The sequence below is a fragment of the Brevundimonas nasdae genome (assembly GCF_019395145.1).
GTDB classification, from domain to species: domain Bacteria; phylum Pseudomonadota; class Alphaproteobacteria; order Caulobacterales; family Caulobacteraceae; genus Brevundimonas; species Brevundimonas nasdae.
On sequence record NZ_CP080034.1, the window covers coordinates 3,378,866 to 3,400,837 of the forward strand.

Consider the following 21,972-nt stretch of genomic DNA (forward strand, 5'->3'; position numbering starts at 1 on the left):
TCTGCAAATCTGGTTGACGCCCTGATCGCCAGTTCATAGCTTCCGAACAGAGATCGCAAAGATCCGTCGGGAGGAAATATGTCGACCCAGGGTTCGAAAGCGTCTCTCATCGTATTTATTGCTGCGGCTGCCTGTCTTTGTGCGCCGTCTCTCGCCTTGGCCGAGTCTGCTCTCGTTCGGAACCAGGCTGAGTTCGCTTCGGCGGTGGCTCGTCTGCAGCCGGGCGACACCCTGACCCTGGCGGACGGCGAGTGGCGCGATTTCCAGATCGTGTTTTCGGGGCGCGGGGCGGCGGATCGGCCCATCACCCTGACGGCGCAGACGCCGGGCGGGGTGACAATCACCGGGCGTTCCAATCTCAGTCTCGCAGGCGAGCATCTGGTGGTGTCGAACCTGGTGTTCCGCGACGGCTGGTCGCCGACGGGCGAGGTTCTGTCCTTCCGCAAGTCACGCGCCGAGCGCGCCAACTTCAGCCGGGTCACCAATGTGGTGATTGACGGCTTCTCCAAGCCAAACCGCGCCGAATCCGACAACTGGGTCGCGCTGTATGGCCACGACAACCGTTTCGATCACAATCAACTCACCGGCAAGACCAACGCGGGCACGACCCTGGTGGTGATCCGCGACGCGGAGCAGGGGCTGGAGAACCGGCACTCCATCGACCACAATTACTTCGGTCGGCGACCGGTGCTGGGTTCGAATGGCGGAGAGACGATCCGCGTCGGCACCAGCCACGACTCGATGTCGGATTCCTTCACCACCGTCGCCAGCAACTGGTTCGAGCGGTGCGACGGCGAGGTCGAGATCATCTCGAACAAGTCGGGCGGCAACACCTATCGCGGCAATGTCTTCTTCCAGTCGCAGGGCGCGCTGGTGCTGCGCCATGGCGACGGCAATCTGGTCGAGGACAATATCTTCATCGGCAACGGCGCGCCCAATGCGGGCGGCGTGCGGATGATCAATCGCCGCAACACTGTCCGAAACAACTATATGGAAGGCCTGACCGGCACCAACTTCGGCAGCGCCCTGACCATCATGTACGGTGTGCCGAACTCGTCGGTTCACCGCTATGTGCAGGTGGACGGCGCGGTCATCGAGAACAACACGGTGGTCGACGCGCACGAGATGCTGTTCGGCGCCGGAATGGATGCGGAACGCTCCGCCGCGCCGGTGGCCAGCCGCTTTGCCAACAATCTGATCGTCAATCGGGACCGTCGCGATCCGATCCGTGTTCTGGGCGACATGAGCGGCATTGCCTTTGCGGGTAACGTCCAGTCGCCTGCCGCAAAGTCCAGCCTGCCCGGCTTCGAGGGACGGACGGTTTCGGTCCAGCGTGGCGGCGGTCAACTGCTGACACCCGTCGGCCTGAACAGCGTGGGCGCGCGGCGCGACCTGACAATGCTGCCCCGCAGCGAAACGGGCGTGACCTGGGATCCCAAGGACGTGACGGTCGCCGCCCTGGACAGCGGCGCGGTCCATGCCGTCGCACCGGGCGAGGACAGCCTGACCCGGGCCATCGCCCAGGCCCAGCCCGGCGACCGGATCGCACTTCAGCCCGGCGTCTATATCGTCAACCAGACCATCGGTCTGGATCGCGCCGTGACTGTACAGGGGCCTTCAGACGGCCGCGCGGAAATCCAGTTTTCCCGCCCCAGCCTGTTCGAGATCGGCAGTGGCGGCGCGCTGCGTCTGGCGCACCTGACCATCTCTGGCGCCCTTGCGCCTGATGTGGCGGGCGCGGCCGTAATCCGGTCGGCGCAAGGCGCGGCGGCCTATCAGCTGATTGTCGAGGATTCGGTGTTCGAAGACCTGACCGTCAATCGCAGCTTCAACGTCTTCGCCGCCGGTCCCGGCTCATTGGCCGACCGCATCCGACTGGAGCGGGTGACGGTGAACAAGGCCACCGGTTCGGTCATCGCCGGTCACACGGAAACCGCCGACCTGGGCACCTATAACGCCGAGGAGGTCGAGGTCATCGACAGCACCTTCCGGGATGTCGCGGGGCCGGTCATCGACCTGTACCGCGGCGGGACGGACGAAAGCACATTCGGTCCGCGCCTGATCCTGAGCGGCTCCACCTTCGAACGCAGCGGTCGCGCGGGCGACGACGGCGGGGCGATCAAACTCTATGGCGTGCAGAAGGCCGAGGTTCGCGGCAATCGCTTCATCGCCAGCGGCGCGCCCCACTTCTTCCGCCGTGTAGGCGAACCCCTCTTCGTGTGGAGCGGCAACCGCCTCGAAGACACGCCTGCCCTGATCACCAACGTTGCGCCGCTGGAGGTCATGCCTTGAACCGTCCGCTTCTTCTCGCCATTCTGGCAACCCTGTCCGCCGGTGTTCCGGCAAGCGTTATGGCCCAGGGCGTCGAGCGGTCCGCCACCGCTCGCGCCGCCGATGCCGCGCCAGTTCTGGTCACCGTCGATCAATGGCGGGCTATGGCCGAGGCGGGCGACCGTTATCCGATGTTCGCCCAGGAGCAGCAGCGGGTCGAACGCGAAGTGCGCGCCGCCATGGCTGCCGGGATCAATGCGCCCCAGCCGCGCGATCTGGGCGGCGGCCTGACCCATGAACAACACAAGGCCAACTACAAGGCCATCGCTGGTGCAGGCGCGCTTTATCGCCTGACCGGTGACCACGCCTATGCCGACTTCGCGCGGGATCTGCTGCTGGAATATGCGCGGCTCTATCCGACGCTTTCGAACCATCCGGCCGGGAACTCCTCGGTCAAGGGACGGCTGTTCTGGCAGGCGCTGAATGACTCGGTCTGGCTGGTCTATTCGGCGCAAGGCTATGACGCGATCCGCGACACCCTGACGGCGGAACAGCGGCGCAGGATCGACAATGACGTCTTCCGGCGAATGGCCCGCTTCCTGTCGCAAGAAAACGCCAGCTATTTCGACCGCATTCACAACCATGCGACCTGGGCCACCGCCGGGGTCGGCATGACCGGCTATGTGCTTCGCGATCAGGATCTGGTCGAGCGCGCCCTGAACGGCACGACCAAGGACGGTCGAGCAGGCTTCCTGCGTCAGGTGGACGAGCTGTTCTCGCCGGACGGCTATTACGCCGAGGGGCCGTATTACCAACGCTACGCCCTGGCGCCCTTCATCATCTTCGCCCGCGCGATCCAGCAGAACGAGCCCCAGCGTGACATCTTCGGGCGGCGTGACGGCGTGCTGCTGAAGGCCGTCGACGGCGTGATCCAGTCCTCCTATGCGGGCTATCTGTTCCCGATCAACGACGCCATGCCCGACAAGGGCCTGGACACCGAAGAGATCGTCACCGGCGTCGCCATCGCCTACGCCCAGACGCGCGACCCCAGCCTGTTGTCCATCGCCGAGGGGCAGGGGCGCACGATCCTGTCGCCCGATGGTTTGGCCGTGGCGCAAGGCGTGGCGACGGCCGCCGCGCGCCCCTTCGACTTCCGCTCCATGCAACTGCGCGACGGGCCGAACGGCGATCTGGGCAATCTGGTCTTCTTGCGCCATGGCGGCGTGAACGGTCAGGCCCTGGTGATGAAGAATACGCAGCAGGGACAAGGCCACGGTCACTTCGACCGGTTGAACTGGCTGTTCTACGACAACGGACAGCCTGTCATCCGCGACTATGGCGCCGCCCGTTTCCTGAACATCGAGGCCAAGAACGGCGGCGGCTATCTGGACGAGAACGACAGCTGGGCCATGCAGACCGTGGCGCACAATACGCTTGTCGTGGGTGAAAAGAGCCAGTTCGGCGGCGACTGGCATGTGGGCGAGGAACACCCGACCACGCCCCTGTTTTTCAACGTCGCAGACGGACTGCAGATCGCCTCGGCGCGGTTGGACAATGGCTATGCCGGGGTCGCCCTGACCCGCACCATGGCGATGGTCGAACATCCCGATCTCGCCTTGCCGGTGGTCATCGACCTGTTCCGCGCCAAGGGCGAAACACCGACCGACTATGACCTGCCGCTGCACTTCAACGGCCACATCATCAAGGCCTTTGCCGCTGAGCATTCCGTGCGTGAGCGTCCGGTTCTGGGTGACGCGGCGGGTTATGAGCATCTGTGGGTCGACGCGGTGGCGCCAGCCTCCAGCGAGGCGCGCAGCCTGACCTGGCTGCTGGGCGGGCGTTTCTACACCTATCGGTTTGCGGCCTCCGCCCCGATCAGCGCCATGCTGGTGGAGAGCGGCGCCAATGATCCGAACTTCAACCTGAGACGCGAGCCGGCCCTGATCCAGCGGATGCAGGGACAGGCCGAGGCCAGCTTCTTCTCGGTGCTGGAGCCGCACGGCGCCTATGACGGAACCGCCGAGACCGTGTCCGGCGCCACCAGCCGCATTACCGACATCGCCCGTGCCCGCAGCAATGGCGCCGAGGTGATCCTGCTGACGCTCGTGTCCGGCAAGACCCTGGCGCTCGGCGTTGCCGACGACGTCGCTGAAACCGCCGCCCATGCCGTGACCATCAACGGCCAAACCTACGAATGGACCGGCCCTTACGCCCGGTTCGATCGCTGAGGAGATGACCATGAAATCCGGTATCAGATGGCTCATCATCGGGATGATCGCGATCGCCACGGTGATCAACTACATCGACCGCAACGCGTTGGCGGTGATGTGGCCCGCAATCGCAGCGGACATCGGTGCGACCAAGGAGGACTATGCCCTTCTGGTCACGATCTTCATGCTGTTCTACGCCCTGGGTCAGTTCGTCTTCGGCAAGCTTTTTGACGCTATCGGCGTGCGGCTTGGGTTCGCCCTGTCGATTGGGGTCTGGTCGATCTCGATCGCGCTGCACGCCTTCGCCAACTCGATCCTGTCCTTCAGCCTGTTTCGGGCCATGCTGGGCCTCAGCGAGGCGGGCGCCTGGCCGGGCACGGTCAAGGCCAATGCTGAGTGGTTCCCGCCTAAGGAACGCGCCTTCGCCCAGGGCATCTTCAACGCGGGGGCCTCCATCGGGGCCATCGTGTCGGCCCCCTTGATCGCCCTGATGTTCATCGCTTTCGGCTGGAAGGGCACCTTCCTGGTCGTCGGCGCCCTGGGCTTCATCTGGGTGCTGCCGTGGCTGATCATCTATCGCGCCGGACCGGACCGCCACCCCTGGGTCAGCGCCGCCGAGCGCGCCCTGATCATGGACAAGCCTGTCGCCAAGGCCGACGACGCGCCACCAGCGCCCGCCTATGTCCCGACCATGGGCCAGATGCTGGGCCACCGTCAGACATGGGGCGTGATCCTGTCGCGCTTCTTCCTGGACCCGATATGGTGGCTGTTCGTCTCCTGGTTGCCGATCTATCTGGCCGAGACCTTCCATTTCGACATCAAGCAGATCGGCATATTCGCCTGGGTGCCCTTTGTCGGGGCCATGATCGGCAGCCTTCTGGGCGGCTGGCTGTCGGGCTGCCTGATCAAGTCGGGACGTTCGGCCGGGATGGCGCGCAAGCTGACCGTCACCATGGGCGGTCTGGTCATGATCCCCTGCCTCTTGGCGGCGCCGAACATGACTGATCCTACGCTGGCGGTTCTGGTGATCGCGGGCGTGCTGTTCGGCTTCCAGGTCGCCATCGGCAACATCCAGACCATTCCGGGTGACCTGTTCGACGGCCGTTCAGTCGGTTCGCTGGCCGGCATCGGCGGCATGGCAGCGGTCGCCGGCACTCTGATCACCACCTGGCTGGTGCCTGCCATGACCAAGGTCTCCTACGGCCCGATCTTCATTCTGGTCGCCGCCCTGGTTCCTCTTTCCCTCCTCTCCCTGTGGTTCGTCACCGGTCGCATCGCGCCCGTTCAGCCGATCACGTCTAAAGCTCTGAAGGACTCCTAATGCGCCTCAACAATAAGGTCGCCATCGTCACCGGCGGTGGCCGCGACATCGGCCGCGATGTTTCACGCGTGCTCGCTCGTGAGGGCGCGAAAGTGGTCATCAACTTCGCCAATAACGAAGCCGCCGCCGCCGAAACCCTGGACAGCATCCGCGCTGCGGGTGGCGAGGCCATTGTGCACCGCGCCGATGTCACGACCGCTGCGGGCGTCGCCTCGCTGGTCGCCGCCGCCGAGACTGCCTACGGCGACAAGGTCGATATTCTGGTCAATCTGGCCGGCGGCATGGTCGAGCGTCGCCCCCTGGCCGACATCGACGAAGACTTCTTCGACAAGGTGATGACCCTGAACCTGAAGTCCGCCTATCTGATGACGCGGGCGGTGGCGCCCCTGATGTCGGAGGGTGGATCCATCATCAACTTCGCCTCTCTGGCGGGGCGCGACGGAGGCGGTCCCGGCGCCGCCATCTATGCGACGTCCAAGGGTGCGCTGATGACCTTCACGCGGGCGATGGCCAAGGAGCTGGGGCCCAAGGGCGTGCGGGTCAACAGCCTGTGCCCCGGCATGATCGCCACCAGTTTCCACGACATCTTCACCAAGGATGAAGTTCGCGCCGCCGTCGCCGCCAGCACACCGCTGCGTCGTCAGGGTCGTCCTGAGGAAGTCGCCGAAACGGTCGCCTATCTGGCCTCTGACGCCGCCTCCTTCGTCACCGGGGTGAACCTGGACATTAACGGCGGGCTGTTCTTCTCATGATCCGCTTCGGGTGTGCCGCGATCGCGCTGGCGTCGGCGCTGCTGGGTTCCACCGCCCTGGCACAGGACGCCGCCGTCTGGCGTCCGGCCTGGACGGCGGCGGCGGCGCCCGCGCGGTTTGACGGCACGCCCGAGGCGCCGCTCGGCTATCTGGACCAGACGATCCGTCAGGATATTCGCGTGGGCGTGGCGGCCAAGGCCGTGAGCCTGCGCGTCAGCAATGAACTGGGCCAGGAGCCGTTGACGCTGCGCGACATGACGGCGGCTGGTCCTGACGGGCGGGTGTTGCCGGTCGCCTTTGGCGGTGCACGCGAGATCGTCATTCCTGTGGGTGTGGCCCTGGTCAGTGATCCGCTGGCGATCGACCTGAAGCGATCGGATCTGCTGACGGTCAGTCTTCATGCGCCGGGACCGACGCGCGGCGTGGTCCGCCGCACGGCGGTTCGGTTGGGGCAGGGGGATGCGGCGGTGTCTTCGGATGCGCCGCTTGAACGCCGTCAAAGCTTCATCTCCGCCGTCTATGCCCTGACCGACGCCCCGCCCGCGGTGGTGGTGGCTCTGGGGGATTCGATCACCGAGGGCGCGACATCGACCCTGGGCGCAGACGCCGACTGGCCGTCGGTTCTGGGCCGTCGTCTGGAGGCGACGTGTCCGGGCGCATTCGTCGTCGTGAACGCCGGCATCAGCGGCAATCAGGTCGTTCGCGACGGCCGCAGTCCCAACGTTCGCGCGCGACTGGACCGCGATGTCCTGTCCCTGCCGGGTGTCACCCACGTCCTGTTGATCGAGGGCATCAACGACATTCGCCACGACGGTAATCCGAACAACCCGGGCCGCAGCGCCGACGAGGTCATCGCCAGCTATCGCCAGATCATCAGCCGACTGCACCTGCGCGGGATCAAGGTCATCGGTGGAACCCTGACGGCCTTCGGCGGCTCGGAACGGTTCGACGAACGCTCGGAAACGGCCCGTCAGACCGTCAACGCCTACATTCGCGACAGTGGCGAGTTCGACGGCGTTGCGGACTTTGATCTGGCGACGCGCAACCCCGATCGTCCCGAGGACCTGCGACTGGATTTTGGTCGCGACGACCGTCTTCATCCCAACGACAGTGGATATGATGCGATGGCCCAGGCTGTGGATCTGTCACTGTTTACGGCTGAGACCTCGGCCTGTAATCCCGTGCTTCCATGAGCAATCAGGCTTCCAGCGGCGCCATTCTCTGCTTCGGCGAGATGCTGCTGCGTCTTTCGCCGAACCAGAACGAACTGCTGCTCCAGTCCCCTGCCCTGACCGTGCGTCCGGGCGGGGCCGAGGCGAATGTCGCCGTGTCCCTGGCCCGCTTCGGCGCGCCGACCCGCATGGCGACGGTCCTGCCCGATAACGCCCTGGGCCACGCCGCCCGCGACGAGGTGCGCAAACACGGCGTCGACACCAGCCCCATCGTCTTCACGCCCGGACGGATGGGCCTGTATTTTCTGACGCCCGGTGCCGTGCGCCGCCCGTCAGAAGTTCTCTATGACCGCGCAGGGTCAGCCTTCGTCGAGCATGTGAACACCGCCTTCGACTGGGACCGGCTGCTGGACGGCGTTGAATGGCTGCACGCCTCGGGCGTCACGCCCGCGACCGGGCCCAACGGCTCAGCCGCCGCCGTCGCCATCATCGAGGCCGCTGTCCGCAAGGGCGTCAAGGTCAGCTATGACGGCAATTTCCGCGGCAAGCTGTGGGAGCAGTGGGACGGCGATCCCCCCGCGACCCTGGGCCGGATGCTGGCGGGCGCTACTGTCGCCTTCGCCGACGACCGTGACTTCGCCCTGGTGCTGAAGACGAAGTTCGACAGCCCCGACCCGGCCGAGCGCCGCCGTCAAGCCGCCGCCGCCGCCTTTGACGCCTTCCCCCGCCTTGAGCGCATCGCCTGCACCCTGCGGGTTCAGGACAGCGTCGCAGACCAGGCCCTGTCCGCCGTCATGCTGACGCGCGGAACCGACGGCGTGATCGAAACCCAGACCGACGCCATCCACCTGACCGGCGTCATCGACCGCGTCGGCGGCGGCGACGCCTTCGCCTCGGGGGTTCTGTTTGGCCTATGGAGCGGCTGGCTTGATCATCAGGCGCTGGAATTCGGCTTGGCCGCCGCCGGCCTGAAACACTCGGTCCCCGGCGACTTCAACCTGTTCTCCGCCGCCGATGTTCAGGCCGCGATGGGCGGCGGCGGGTTCGACATCCGGCGTTGATAAGGTCGGTCGCCGCCCTCCATGTGTCAGGAGGTGGTGAGTTGGAAGCTCAACCTTAGCGCGCCGTTGATGCCTTTGACGCCCATGCGCATGCAGATGGCGCGGAGGTGGGCGCGGACGGTGTGGATGGAGACGTCCATCTTGCGGCCGATCTCCTTTGGCGGCTCGCCGCAGGTCAGGTGCGAGAGGACCGTGATCTCGGCGCGGGTCAGGCCGAACACGGCGCGCAGGGATTCGATCCCTTCGGCGCTGACGCACTGGGCTGGCCGCGCGGTGGCGAAGATCTTGTTCTCGATCTCGGGCAGGGCGATCAGGTCCAGCAGGCACCAGTCATCGTCGCCCGCGCGAAACAGGATACGACCACTGGGCTGACGCCGTGCATTCAGCCGCGACAGGAGGTTGTCGAACTCGTCCCGGTTGCGATGTTTTGGACAGAGGAAGGCGCCGCCGCCGCCGACAATGCCCGATGCGATCATGGCCCGTCCCGCCGCATTGCATTGCTGAATGCCGCCCTGAGCATCCAGCACAAACCTCGCCAGATCGTCGTGCTCGAACCAGCTTGTGCAGTCATCATGCGGCAGCGGGCCCACGTCCGGGAGGAAACTGCGGCGCTCGGTCATGCGCACGGGCGTGACAATCGGCCCCCTGAAATGCCTGTCTGCGCCAGCTCTTGGCGGCGCCTGTGTAAACGCGTGTTCGATCATGCCTCTCCCCAGTCCCAATCCACAGTCAGATCGTTCGCTCTGCCGTGTTATGTTGTTGAAATCAGAACGCTACATGAGATCGCCAGGGGCGGACGCCCTTAAGATCCCATCGAACAGAGACGGCCGATCTAACCGCGCCGACCCGTTCGACTATCCTTGATTTCAGCGTTATCACTTTGATCGGCCACTCGTAATTGCCATTGTTGGCTAACCCGAATGGGTGACGCTGCGGGTTGGGGGTCAGTGGGGCGAAATGTCTATTGTGAGTACGTCCTGATATTTTCCGGCCATCTGGCCGGAGACGGCGCCCAGGGTGAACAGCATCGGCAAGGAGGCGCCGGCCAGGGTGCGCGGCGGATCGATCGCCTTTGTCCATGGCGCGCTCAGATCGACAGGATCGCCTTGAAGTTCAACCGTGTAGGGGACGTTTGACGGGGTCTCCACATCCCCCAGCCGCCGCATCACCCCGCGATGCTCGGAACTGATCGACAGGGTCGAGGGGGCGTTGGCGCGGACCTGTACGAAGATCCGACGCGTCGCGCCGGTGACGGCGTCTCCGAAATCGACCACCTCGACGCTTGAGCCCGAGCCGAAGGCGCCTGCTGCGCCCGCCAGGTTCAGTTGGGCGCGCGGCGTGGACACCAGTTGCACGCGGACGGGCAGGGGCGGGACGCGCAGTTTGCCTTCTTCGTCCTGGATCAGAAGCTTGAGATCGGCGGCGTAGGTTCCGGCGTCAGGCACCGCATCGACGACAATGGCGGTGTCCAACTGGGCGTCGCCGGACGCCTGACCCGACAGGGTGTAGCGGAACACGCCCGGCTCCAGCTCAGAGGTTCTCAGGCCGGAAGATTCGCGCGGGCGAAACTGCACGCCGACGCCGCCCAGGGCCAGGCTGGCGGCGGGCACGCCCGCTTCGTCGATGAATGACAGGCGCAGATCGCATTCCGCGTCGCCCTGGTTCTTGAGACCCAGGTCCAGCGCCCCGGCGGACGGCCCCACGGCGAAGGGATTGTAGTCGATGACGACGGCGCTGGGCGTACGGGTCAAGGCAAGGTCGCAGGCCTGGGCGCCCGTTGTGAGTCCGAACGCCAGTCCCCCCGTAAAGAGCCAGGAGAACAGGTGTCGGCGCTTGTGATTATTCCACCGGTTTGGACGTGCGGATTTCGCCGACATCGATCGTTCCTTCCACATTCTCGGGGATTTTGAACTCGCCCACGACCGCGCCCTGAACCAGCAGCCGGTATCGACCGGGCGCCAGGCCGTCGGCCACGAAACGGCCGTTGCGGTTGGTGAAGAAGGGCTTGCCCTCTGCGCCAGGGGCGGCGTGCTCGGCCTCGATCGTGCCGCCGATCAGGGCGACGGGGCCGGAGGGCGACATCAGGATGCCCCGCGCCGTGTGCGAGGCGTCGCTGCCGACCACGAACCGGTAGCCGTTGCCGAAGCCGGGGAAGGCGTTGATGACGCCACTGCCCAGATCATATCCCGCGGGCAGAGGGTCGACCTCGATCTCATAACGATTGACGCCGTAACCGCGGCTCAGCCCTACCAGAGCGGGACCGAACCATCCGCTGTTGGCGATGGTGTAGCCGCTGGAGTCCGTCAGGCTGATGCGCGACTTGGCCAGGGTCCTGTGCGGGGTGGCCAGGATGAAGCCTTCGCGCCCGGAACGGCCGATGCCGAAGACGCCGTCGGCGTAACCGATCATGGTCGACAGCCGCCACAGGGATTCCTGGCGATTGACGCCGCCGGGCTCCGACGTCACCAGCCGGTTGGACACCAGTTCCGCATCGAAGCGATTATTGATGTAGCGCAGATCGCCCGAGATCGTCTGATTGGTGCGGTCTTCGGACAGTCGCAGATCGCCGCTGACGTCATTCAGGCGTCCGGTCGAGGCGCGTGAAATGCCGACTTCGCGCAGGTCGTTGTCGCTGTCGTAACGGGCCGTGCTGCTCCAGCGCCCGCCAAAGCGCGAGGTCAGGGTCAGGCCGAAGCGATCCTCGTCGCGTCCGTCCTCGGTCGAGCCGCGCTGCCAGGCCAGGTTGACGGCGAAGCGACGGAAGGTCCGGCCCAGCGCCAGGCTGTAGTCCGTGCGGTCCGCCCGGTCGCGCCCTTTGACGAAGGCGGCGCCGGCGCTGACGGAATAGTCGCGAAACCGCACCAGCAGGCGCGCGGCGGCGCGCCATTTCTCGGTGTTGAAGGCCTTGGGATCGAACGCCGTCTGGAAATAGCGGCTGGTCGCCTGGGCCGACGCGACCAGCCGCGCGTCCACATCCTTGCCCAACGAGGCTTCGCGCAGATAATCGACGGCGGCGATGTAGCCTTTGGTCCCGGTGTCGCCATTGTGGCTGGCGGCGCCGCTGAACTGGACCAGACCCAGTTTGGATCCCCAGGTCGCCAGCGCCCCGACCTGTTCACGCCCATTGGCGATCTGGGCGTTGGCGCCGACCGTCAGGACATCGCTGATCCCTTTGCGAAAGAAGCCGCTGGCGGCCAGGGTCGAGCCGTATTCAAGCTGACCGCCTTCCTCCAGCACGCCCGTCGAGACCCCGAAATCCACGACGCCCGGGTCCAGCAGGCCGGTCCCGCCGAACAGATCGAAGACGGCGATCTCGCGCTGGCCGTTGTCGTCCTCCACCAGCAGGCGAACGGTGTTGGCGCCCTGGCCGAACGGAAAATCGCCCAGGGAATAGGGGCCTGCATCCAGACGGATGTGCTCGACGATGACGCCGTTGACCTCGACCACGACCAGAGCGGGGCGATCCAGAATGAACTGGCGACGTCCCGCTGGGCGCACATTCTGGAAGGGGCGGATGGTGGAATAGGCCCGCGCCGCCGAGAAGCCAAGGAAGCGTTGCGAGCCCTGAAAGCTTTCGACTGGCGGCGCAAACTCTCCCGCCGTCAGCCGAACGGCGGAGCGGAAGATATCCTTGGTCAGACGGATTTCGCGGCGTTTCCAGCGGTCCTGGTCGCTGGATCCGTCATAGTCGACGCCCGCCGTCAGGGTGACCCCGTCAAAGCCGCCGAAATTGGCGAACATGTCGATCCCGCCCTGAAGCGGCGCAAAATGCCCTTCTGTGTGGGAGTACTGCTGGGCCAGGGCGATATTGGCGCCAGCGGAGAAGTTGGCGGGTTGGTCAAAGGCGGTCGGGTCGATGTTCTCGCTCTGGGAGAAGCCGACGCTGCGACGGGCGCGCCCCTCCGGGCTGAGGCTGGCCACAAAGGTCAGGGCCAGGGGGTCGAACATCAGGGAGAAGCCTGCTCCGTTCAGGTCCGCCATATTCACCTTTGACTGGGCGGCGATGCGCCCCCTCAGCGTCTCCAGAACGGCGGGTGAAACCTGCGGTCCCAGCAGGTCCATCAAACCCTTGGCGTCGATGACGCCTTCGCCCTGCGAATCCACCAGGCCGCTGACGTCGCCCAGATATCTGCCGTCCAGCGTCAGCGGTCCCTGGATCGGGGTCAGAACGGGCGTCGGCCGCGCCGACGGAATCTGGTCCTGGGCGTCGCCATCCGCCGACGCATCCGCCGCTGCACGCATCGAAGGCGCAACATCGACGGTGCTGGCGGCCACGTCGCGACTGCGGTCCACGGCGGCGACTGCGGCGAACTTCCCATAGATATCTTCAGGATAGACGCGGGCGGTGCGGATGACCTCGTCGGTGGGGATGATGCCGGCGTGCGCGACGGTGGCGAAACCGCCGCCCAGACAGGCGATGACGCTCAGGCGCCTGAACGCCGACCGCCTGCCGGTGCGCCCGCCGTTGCGGGCCTTGCGCGCCATCGTCCCGCCCTCACAACAGCACGATCGATGCGGTGACGTCCCCGGCGGCTGTCGCGGCCAGGGCCGCCGGTATCCTGACCTGACGGGTCGCCCCCCCCGATACTGCGCTGACCTGTCCGACATCGATGTCGGCTGGGGCGATGTCGATGGTCTTTCCGTCAGCCGTCTTCAGGGTGATCTTGGCCTCGCGCAGATAGGCGAAGCCGTTTCCGGTGTTGCGCGTCTCCAAAAGGATGTCGCCGTTTGGTGCGCGCGTCACGCTCGTCACATCGATCACGCCCCGCGAACGGGCCGGCGCGACAAAGACATAGGTGTTGATGGTGAAAGCGACCTGCACATCGGCGCCGGCCCCGCCCTCGGCTGTGGTGGTCGGCATGTTGATCGGCAATTGCGCCGCGCGGACCAGATACATCCGCCCCTCTTCGGTGGGATCGCCGATATAGCGGATCTGGACCACCTGTTCGCGATTGGCCGGGATGACCGACTGAACCGGAAAGGCGACGATGTCGTTGTCCTCGGCGACGAGACTGCGCTCACCCTTGTCGTCGACCTGCATGCGATAGACTTCGATCTCCACCGTCGCCGGTACGGCGCTGGTGTTGCGAATGGTCATTCGATAGCTGGAGCCGCTGCCCGTCGGCGTGATCTTGGAGACCATGGGCGTGATGTCCATGGCGTAGGCCGGCGCGGTCACGCCGGTCATCAAAACAGTTGCCGCCAGCAGAGCGGCGAATCCACGACGCGTCATTGTCGCCCCCATCAGTTACGAGAAAATCCTCGAAAACACGGGGAGCCGACCGAAGGCGGCTCCCCGTTCCGTTCGATCAAGCGGGGTCGAGCGAGAAGGTGAAGACTTCCGTATAGGTGCCGGCGGGCGCGGACGCTGCGCCTGGGCCGGAGGGAGATGCGGCGCAACCCGACGAGCCTGGGTTGGTGTTGTCGCCTTGGCTGCCGCCCACGCCGTTGCCGCCGGGGACGTTGTAGCAAAGGTTCAGGAACAGATCGGCGTAGATGCCGTCCGCCAGTTTCTGGCTATAGCCGCCCGAGTTGGTGACAATGGCCGGGCTGCCGGGCCATGTGTCGACCGGAGCAAAGCCCAGGCTGGCGATTTCCGGCACCGACAGATCCCAGTCGTAGTTGATCAGCACGCCGGCCGGTGACTTGAAGTCGCCGTTCTGGGCGCTGGACGTCAGCTTGGCGCCGGTCGCCGAGTTGCAGGACATCCGCAGGGTGGTGACTTTCTGACGGGCGCCATTGGCGACCGCGACATTGCCGCCAGCGACATTGGCCAGGCCGATGCCGCAGAAGTTTGTCACGCTCGTCGACACAGTGACGTTGGTTTGAGCGCTTGAGACCGCCGGCATGACCAGCAAGGCTGCGACGGTGGCTGCCGCCGCTACGAGATAGGTACGCATTTCTTCCTCCAGCTTTTTAAACAACCCCGCCGAATGACCGGCTGGGGGCCACAAGTTTTGCGGCGGCGGCATCTATTGAGCGCTGGAGGGGGCGACGCATCGCCAAGAAGAGTAACCAATATTGCTAGTGATGTTTGACTTTCAACCTTCGCCATTAGTCCGCGTACAGGGCAGGCGAATATGGTTTCGTTATGAAAATGCTGGTTTTTTGATGATCCGTCAGGGGCTTGATCAGCGTAATAGTGAAGGTTGAAAACGCCTCCCCTAACTCGGGTATGTTAATTCGGATGTTATGGGTTACTTTATCGACAAACGGCTGTCGTAATGAACCCCATGTCGAAGACGCGGGGCGCAATTGATGGCGAGGTAAATAATAAGGCGAGAACAATGATCGTGGGGGTTAACGGTTGTCTTGGCTTGGTTGGAGGCGGACACAAGATTGAACCAGAACAGGCAATGTTTGTTTTTGAGGACGATCTCGGCATGGCCCCATCCTGTTCGCGTGCGATAACAGCCTGGGTCAATACAGACCCAAGGGCGCGAATGCTGATTTCACGTTCCGGGCGAGTCCAGTGGGTCAATGACGCAGCATACCGAATGCTTCAAGATGAGGGTGGGTTGAAGGTTGTTGACGACACCTTGATAGCAAGCAGCGCCTCGGTAACTCTGGTTCTCAAAGACCTGTTGCAGCAGGCGTCCCACGACTCGGCGCTTTACGCCATCACGGCGATGGATGCAGGGCGGCAATGGCTGCTCTGGGCGCAACAATTGATCCCCGGCGACGACGCCAGCATCGGCTTGGCCGCCCACAGGATGGCGGACCCGGTTTCTTATGAAGCCATGCTGCACATGCACCATCTGACGCCCTGTGAAACGCGGATCGTGACGATGATGCTGGCCGGGCTCGAAACCGGACGCATCGCCCAGAAGCAGGACATCTCCATGGAAACCCTGCGCACCCATATCAAACACGCCTACCGCAAACTGGACGTGAAAAGCCGGGGCGAGCTGTTCGCCAAAGCCGTTGATTTCGCGGGCCTTTAACCGTCCTGGCTGCTTGACCGCGTAACTCTGGCATTTTCCTGCCTGACCGCCATCAACAGAATGGCGATGAAAGACGGAAAGGCGCGGAAATAATATTCCTATCCGTTCGATCGGATCAGGCGCTTGCGATTTAGGGTGCTTGATCCTTCATCACAGAGTTCGAAGCGCCTCTATGGTGCGAGCGGAGGCCGTCATGGATTTCTCGAAACTGCAGTCTCACAGCAAGGTCACGACCGAGTGGGCCTATCCTCAGGCGGCGCCAAACCGCACGGGATGGCTTCAGGTCGATACGGCCCCGGACCATAGTCTGTACTGGGAGGAATACGGCGATCCGCAGGGCGAGCCGGTCATGTTCCTGCACGGCGGGCCGGGCGGGGCGTGTGCGCCGGTGATGGCGCGGTTCTTTGATCCGAAACGCTATCGCGTCATCCTGTTCGATCAGCGCGGCTGCGGGAAAAGCCAGCCGACGGTGGCCTCGCACGGGCCGCAGGTCGCCCTGACGCGCAACACGACCGACTATCTGGTCGACGACATCAACGCCCTGCGTGACGCCTTGGACATCACCGGCAGGATGCACGTCTTCGGCGGTAGCTGGGGCAGCACCCTGGCGCTGGTTTACGCCATCCGCCACCCGGACAAGGTCGCCTCGCTGATCCTGCGCGGCATCTTCCTGGGCATGCCGGAAGACTTGGCGTTCATGTATCAGGGCAACGCCGCCGACTATGCGCGCGATCCCTACGCCCTGACGCATCCGGGCAGCTATGTCTCCTATCCCGACCAGTGGAAGGCGTTCGTGGAGGTCATCGCGCCGCAGGATCGTGGGGACATGATGGCGGCCTACAAGGCCATCTTCGACATGGTCCCGGCGAACGAGGCGGAGCGTGAACGCCAGCTTCAGGCCGCCGTCGCCTGGTCGGTCTGGGAAGGCGCCATCTCCAACATGATCCCGGAGCCTGCCGACGACGGCAAATACGGCGAGGCGGACTTCGCCCTGTGCTTCGCGCAGATCGAGGCGCATTTCTTCGCCAACAACCTGTTCCTTGAGCCGGACTATATTGTGCGCAACATCGACAGGATCGCCGCCCTGCCGATCCACATTGTCCACGGCCGTTTTGATCTGGTCTGTCCGCTGACCCAGGCTTCGCGTCTGGTGGAGGCGTTGAAAGACGCAGGCGCCGAACCCGCCACCTATGTGAAAACCAATGCCGGGCACAGCGCCATGGAAGGCCAGACGGTCCTGGCGCTGACCGCCATCATGGATGGGCTGGCGCCGATTTCAGCGGCCTGACGTCCGCTGGCCCTCCACAAGCTGGGGCGGAAAATCCAGTTCGAAGTCGGAATAATGGGCGGGGACGCCGAAGGTGGCTTCCTCGTCTTGGCCTGCGTAGCGGTCCAGCAGCGGGGAATAGGTGTGGAAATGCATCTTCCGGCGGGCCGTGTCGAAGGTGATGAAACGCAGCCAGCCGCCGCCGCCATTGGCTGATCCGGCCTGACCGTCGGGGCCGACGGTGTTGGCCTGATAGTCCTGCAGCACCTGATAAACGGGATGACCGGCGTCGTTCGTGTCGATACGCAGGTTTTCGCCCAGAGACACGCCGTCGACGGCGGGCAGATAGGCGTGGCCGCTCAACACCATGAAGATCATCGGGTTCTTGCGGATGAACCGGTCCCAGACCTGATCGGGCGACAGGTGGTCGGTTCCGGCGAACAGGTTGGCGGTGCTGTCGCCACGTTTGGTCTCGCCAGTCTTGCTGGGCGCCAGCCATTCATGGGTCGTGACGATGACGGGCAGGCCGGGATGGGCGTCCAGCACGGTCTGCGCCCAGTTCAGGGCCGACACCGGCGGGTCCATCTCCAGCGACAGGTGCAGGAAGGTCCTTCCATCGCCCTGGAAGGTCTGGAACGAATTCAGCCCGTTGTCCGAGGCTCCGCCGTACCAGGCCTTGCCCGCGAAATGGCGCGAGGCGGGGCCGAAATACAGGTTCCACGCCCGACCGCCCGACAAGGGACGCGAGGCGCCCGGCCCGCCGTCCTCGCTCCACCAAGAATAGTTGTCATAGTCGTGGTTGCCGGGGACCATGCCGAAGGGCACGCCCGATCGACCCAGGATCGACACGGCGCGGTTGGCGATGTCCCATTCGCCGCGCGTGTCCATGACCGTGTGCGGGCCGGGGGCGCCGTCCTTGGGCGCGATGCGGAACTGGCCGTCGCCGTGCTGGATCAGGTCGCCGACGAAGCTGACGAAGGCGATGTTCTTCTGGTCCTTTTGATCGGCCAGATACTGCATCTGCTGGATGAAGGTCGCCTCGCCGCGCGGTTGGGGCAGGGTGACGTCGGAATAGTTCTGGGTGTCGGGGACGACGGCGATGGTGAAGTCCTGGGCGTCGGCGTTCGCGATGCCTACCGACAGGGCGACGGCGGCGGTCGCGGCGGCGATCTGAAGCCAGCGGAGCATTTTCATCAGTCCGTTTCCCTTGCAGAATTGAAATCGCCTCTCCCCCGCTGGGACGCGAAGGGAGAGGCGAAAAACACGATCAGCGCGGCTTAGAAATCAAAGCTGATCGTGGCGAAGACCTGACGCGGCGCCGAGGCGTGGAAGACCACGATGCTGCCCGCCGCGTCATCCGGAGCGAACACGCTGCTGTCGAAGTTCGAGGCATAGCGTTTGCCGGTCAGGTTGGTGACATTGACCGCCAGCTTGGCGCCGTTCACCCCGACATTGCCCAGATCATAGCTGAGGCCCAGGTCGAAGGTGGTGTAGCCCCCGAAGCTTTGGTCGTTGGTGTAGGTGTAGTACCGGCGGCCAGTGTACTTGCCCATCAGCGAGGCCGAGAAGCCGCCGCGTTGCAGGGTCAGGACGCTGGCGAACAACTCCTTGGGCGTGTCGACCTGCTGCTTGCCCTCGGTTTCCTTGACCATGCAGGTGGCGGTGCACCAGTTCAGATCGTCGTCATAGGTGGTCTTGTTCAGCGAGGCCGAGTTGTACCAGGTCGCCCACGGGACGGGCTTCCACAACACGCCCAGTTCGACGCCCGTGCTGGTGACCCCGCCGGCATTATGGAAGGAGTTGCCGCAGCCGGGGTTCTGCTGCTGGTTGGTCGGGCAGGGGTTATACTGCAGCAGGCGGTCGTTGAAGTAGACGCGATAGGCCGACAGGGCGATCTGCAACGGGCCGCTGATGTAGCGATAGCCGCCGTCGAAGCTGTTGGAGGTTTCCGGCTTCAGGGTGTGCCCCTGGGCGTCCCAGACGGCCTGTGACACGGACTGCGGGCCAAGCTTGAAGCCGCCCTGATACATGGCCATGTTTTCGGCGTAGCTGGCGAACAACTCATGCTCGGGCGTGATCTGCCAGTGGACGCCGATCTCGGGCAGGAAGTCGTCCTTGGCCGTCAGGGCGCCCGAGGCGAACTGGCTGGAGGCGGGCGGCGCATTGACCGCGATGCCGCGCTGGGCCTCGGCTTCTGACTTCGAATAGGTGCTTTTGAAGCCGAAATCGATGGTCAGGGCCTCGTTCAGCAGCTTGACCTCGTCCTGAACGTAGAACTGGCGCGTCGTCCACGTGGTCTGCTGAACCCACTGGGCGTTGTTCGGCTGGCCCTTAAGGAAGCGCGCCAGGCTGAACGGCTCGGTGACATTGGTCCAGATGTAGCGGGCGGCGCTGGAGGTGTTGTCCTCCAGCCAGAACCCGGCCTGCAGACGGTGGGCGCCGATGGCCCAGGTCGCGCTGCCCAGAACGCCCTCGCGGTCGATGGTGTAGCGGGTGTCGCGGATCTGGACCGGCAGATTGCCCGTCGGATTGATGGACCAGCCGACGATCCAGTTGTTACCGGCGCCCTTGTCGGTGTGCTTGTAGACCTGACCGCGAACGCTGAGGCTGTCGGTGATCCGATAGTCGCCCGCGACGTAATAAAGCTCGTCGTTGCGCAGGATCTGGCCGTTGGTGAAGGTGACGTCGGAGTTCTTCTCCGGCGCGGTCGCGGGCACGCATTTTGCGGGCGCGGTCGGGCCGGTGACCGAGCAATAGGCGCGGTCGAGGAAGGCCTGCCAGTTGGGGGCGTAACCGGCCCAGTCCCAGCCCAGACGGCTCTGCATGTCCTTGGACAGATAGGCGTCATCCGCCTGATTGGTGCGCGAGATGTCGGCGAAGGCGGTGATTGTGCCGCGTTCAAACTCGTATTTGGCTTTGGCGTTCAGTTGCTTGCCGGTCGACTGGTTCCAGGCGTCCTGATTCACGAACAGGTCCTGCTCGCTGTACTGGCCCGAGACATAGGCCGAGAAGCCGTGGTGCTCGCCGCTGTCCAGGCGCAGGAAGGTGCGCTTGGTGTCTTCGCTGCCGAAGGTCTGGCTGCCGCGCACGCCCCAGGTCTTGCGCGGGTCGCTGGAGCTATAGATCAACGCGCCGCCCAGATTGCTGGTCGACGGAATGCTCAGGCCCGCGATGCCGGTGGCCAGATCGGCCCGGCCCAGGTTCTCCGAGATCAGGGCGCGGCTGATGGTCAGGCCGTTGTAGTTGTTATAGGCGCCGTCGCCCAGCGGCACGCCGTCCAGCGCATAGCCCAGGTGGGTGGTGTTGAAGCCGCGCACCTGCAGCGTCAGGGACTGTTCGTTGACGCCCAGGGCGTCGATCGACTGGGCGCTGACGCCCGGCAGGAAGTTCAGCGCCTTTTGGACGCTGGTTCCCGGCGGCAGGGTTTCGAGATTGGCGGGCAGCAGGGTCGAGACCGAGCGTGTCTGGCCCTTGCCGACCACGACGATTTCGCCGACCTCATAAGAAGGCTCGTTTGCGCCCTGTTCGTTTACGGCCGCGACGGTCGCAGCGGTCGACAGGTCTGCGGCGGACGCCGTTCCGGCCAGCGCGGCGAAGGCCGTGCCCGCCAGCAGGCAGGCCAGGCGCGAATATCCAGTGTGTGACAACATGACGCGATTTCCCCTTCAGTCGGAGCGCGTCTAGGGGCGAGGTGAGACGCCTGAACTACGGTTGCGTTACAGGCGTGTGACTTCGACCGGCGGTGTCGTGTTCGGTCATCGGGCCGTTCCGTGATCCGCAGGCGGCGGTCCAGATTTCGGCGGTTGGACGAAATAGCAAAAATCGTGCGGGTTTACCGCTTGTGGTTTAGCGTTAAATCAATGACTGCGGCTTTTGACAGCTTCCCTCGCTGTTCACTTGCGGGCCGGTCACGCAGATCTCTGTGACACGTGACCGGCCTCTTTTTTGGACTTCTGATGACGGTCATGGACGGAAAACAGGCGCGGCTGGCGACGAGACTGGCTTTTCTGGCTGCGGGCTTCGGCCTCGCCAGCTGGGCGCCTCTGGTGCCGTTCGCCAAGACGCGTCTGGCCATCGACGAAGGGGCGCTGGGTCTGCTGCTGCTGTGCCTGGGCGTCGGCTCTGTTCTGGCCATGGCTCTGACCGGCGTCCTCAGCGCCAAGCACGGCAGTCGCCCCATCATCATCGTCAGCGGACTGATCATGGCCGCGGCCATGCCCTTCCTGGCCTTTGCCCCGTCTCCGATCACACTGGGGGTGGCCCTGTTCGTCTTTGGCGCGGGCCTGGGGTCGCTGGACGTGGCGATGAATATTCACGCGGTGGAGGTCGAAAAGGCGTCGCCGCGGCCGTTGATGTCCGGCTTCCACGCCCTGTTCAGCATCGGCGGATTCGGCGGCGCCGCCAGCGTGACGGCCATGCTGTCGCTGGGTCTGGCGCCGGTGGTCTGTGCGGTGGTCAGCGCGATAGTGGTCGGCGTGGCGATCCTGCTGGCCTGGCCCCGCCTGATCGCGACCCAGGCCGATGAGGGCGCGCCCCTGTTCGCCTTCCCGCGCGGCATTGTTCTGGTGCTGGCCCTGCTGGCCGCCGTGACCTTCCTGACCGAAGGCGCGATCCTGGACTGGAGCGCCCTGCTGCTAACCGATGCGGGACTGGTTCCGCTGTCGCAGGGCGGCGTCGGCTATATTGTCTTCTCCCTGGCCATGACGACCGGGCGACTGGTCGGCGACGGCGTGACGGCGCGCATCGGGGATTTCCGCACCCTGTTCTGGGGCGGTCTGGCGGCCCTGGCCGGGTTCGCCGTGCTGCTGCTGGTGAAGGAGCCTGTCATCGCCATCGCCGGCTTCGTCCTGATCGGCCTGGGCGCATCCAACATCGTGCCGGTGCTGTTGTCTGGCGGGCGCACAGAAGGCGATGCCGTCGGGCCTGGCCGTCGCCGCCATCACGACCACCGGCTATGCGGGCATTCTGATGGGA

At 64.8% G+C, this 21,972-nt stretch carries 15 protein-coding genes and 1 pseudogene; 9 read left to right on the forward strand and 7 right to left on the reverse strand.

The genetic code is table 11. From position 1 onward, the window contains the following. Window positions 1–78: 78 nt before the first annotated feature. Genes KWG56_RS16495 through KWG56_RS16520 form a run of 6 tightly spaced genes read left to right on the forward strand, consistent with a single transcriptional unit; the run spans window position 79 to window position 8,787 of the window. Complete coding sequence (locus tag KWG56_RS16495) at window positions 79–2,292, forward strand: polysaccharide lyase 6 family protein (protein WP_219352972.1); 2,214 nt, start codon at window positions 79–81, stop codon at window positions 2,290–2,292. Beyond that, window positions 2,289–4,499 carry a heparinase II/III domain-containing protein gene (locus KWG56_RS16500; protein ID WP_219352973.1) on the forward strand — a complete coding sequence of 737 codons (2,211 nt, stop codon included), beginning with the start codon at window positions 2,289–2,291 and terminating at the stop codon, window positions 4,497–4,499. The genes KWG56_RS16495 and KWG56_RS16500 overlap by 4 nt, the downstream gene beginning before the upstream one ends. 10 nt (window positions 4,500–4,509) lie before the next feature. Beyond that, a complete protein-coding gene (locus tag KWG56_RS16505) occupies window positions 4,510–5,802 on the forward strand; it encodes an MFS transporter (protein WP_219352974.1) in 1,293 nt (430 codons plus the stop codon). Continuing rightward, window positions 5,802–6,554 carry an SDR family NAD(P)-dependent oxidoreductase gene (locus KWG56_RS16510; protein ID WP_219352975.1) on the forward strand — a complete coding sequence of 251 codons (753 nt, stop codon included), beginning with the start codon at window positions 5,802–5,804 and terminating at the stop codon, window positions 6,552–6,554. The genes KWG56_RS16505 and KWG56_RS16510 overlap by 1 nt, the downstream gene beginning before the upstream one ends. Then, complete coding sequence (locus KWG56_RS16515) at window positions 6,551–7,747, forward strand: SGNH/GDSL hydrolase family protein (RefSeq protein WP_219352976.1); 1,197 nt, start codon at window positions 6,551–6,553, stop codon at window positions 7,745–7,747. The genes KWG56_RS16510 and KWG56_RS16515 overlap by 4 nt, the downstream gene beginning before the upstream one ends. Beyond that, complete coding sequence (locus KWG56_RS16520) at window positions 7,744–8,787, forward strand: sugar kinase (RefSeq protein WP_219352977.1); 1,044 nt, start codon at window positions 7,744–7,746, stop codon at window positions 8,785–8,787. Before KWG56_RS16515 ends, KWG56_RS16520 begins: the two co-directional genes overlap by 4 nt. A 26-nt stretch (window positions 8,788–8,813) precedes the next feature. Here the strand turns inward: KWG56_RS16520 and KWG56_RS16525 are convergent, their stop codons facing one another. The 5 genes from KWG56_RS16525 to KWG56_RS16545 all read right to left on the reverse strand — a co-directional run bounded on the left by KWG56_RS16525 (window position 8,814) and on the right by KWG56_RS16545 (window position 14,687). Further along, window positions 8,814–9,407, reverse strand: a complete 594-nt coding sequence (locus KWG56_RS16525; protein ID WP_219352978.1) for a helix-turn-helix transcriptional regulator — start codon at window positions 9,405–9,407, stop codon at window positions 8,814–8,816. 324 nt (window positions 9,408–9,731) lie between these two features. Further along, window positions 9,732–10,538, reverse strand: coding sequence for a hypothetical protein (locus tag KWG56_RS16530; protein ID WP_219352979.1), 807 nt, complete (start codon window positions 10,536–10,538; stop codon window positions 9,732–9,734). Window positions 10,539–10,626: 88 nt separating this feature from the next. Further along, window positions 10,627–13,272 (reverse strand): fimbria/pilus outer membrane usher protein, encoded by a 2,646-nt coding sequence (locus tag KWG56_RS16535; RefSeq protein ID WP_219352980.1) that lies wholly within the window; start codon window positions 13,270–13,272, stop codon window positions 10,627–10,629. A gap of 10 nt (window positions 13,273–13,282) precedes the next feature. Beyond that, window positions 13,283–14,020 carry a fimbria/pilus periplasmic chaperone gene (locus KWG56_RS16540; RefSeq protein WP_219352981.1) on the reverse strand — a complete coding sequence of 246 codons (738 nt, stop codon included), beginning with the start codon at window positions 14,018–14,020 and terminating at the stop codon, window positions 13,283–13,285. Window positions 14,021–14,096: 76 nt separating this feature from the next. Continuing rightward, window positions 14,097–14,687 carry a hypothetical protein gene (locus KWG56_RS16545; RefSeq protein ID WP_219352982.1) on the reverse strand — a complete coding sequence of 197 codons (591 nt, stop codon included), beginning with the start codon at window positions 14,685–14,687 and terminating at the stop codon, window positions 14,097–14,099. Between the two features lie 324 nt (window positions 14,688–15,011). Between KWG56_RS16545 and KWG56_RS16550 the strand changes: the two genes are divergently transcribed. After that, complete coding sequence (locus tag KWG56_RS16550) at window positions 15,012–15,731, forward strand: helix-turn-helix transcriptional regulator (RefSeq protein WP_219352983.1); 720 nt, start codon at window positions 15,012–15,014, stop codon at window positions 15,729–15,731. A gap of 193 nt (window positions 15,732–15,924) precedes the next feature. Continuing rightward, window positions 15,925–17,019, forward strand: coding sequence for a prolyl aminopeptidase (gene pip, locus KWG56_RS16555; protein ID WP_219352984.1), 1,095 nt, complete (start codon window positions 15,925–15,927; stop codon window positions 17,017–17,019). Here the strand turns inward: pip and KWG56_RS16560 are convergent. Together KWG56_RS16560 and KWG56_RS16565 are read right to left on the reverse strand one after the other, a co-directional pair. Next, the gene (locus KWG56_RS16560; RefSeq protein WP_244999551.1) at window positions 17,008–18,192 is read right to left on the reverse strand and encodes a metallophosphoesterase; all 1,185 of its coding nucleotides are present in this window, start codon (window positions 18,190–18,192) and stop codon (window positions 17,008–17,010) included. The two genes, pip and KWG56_RS16560, sit on opposite strands and share 12 nt — an antisense overlap. Window positions 18,193–18,275: 83 nt before the next feature. Further along, entirely contained in the window at window positions 18,276–20,648 is a 2,373-nt protein-coding gene (locus KWG56_RS16565; protein ID WP_219352985.1) for a TonB-dependent receptor, read from the reverse strand. 315 nt (window positions 20,649–20,963) lie between these two features. Here KWG56_RS16565 and KWG56_RS16570 point away from each other — a divergent pair. Next, window positions 20,964–21,872 (forward strand): annotated as a pseudogene (locus tag KWG56_RS16570) (MFS transporter); the annotation flags it as partial. Window positions 21,873–21,972 lie beyond the last annotated feature (100 nt).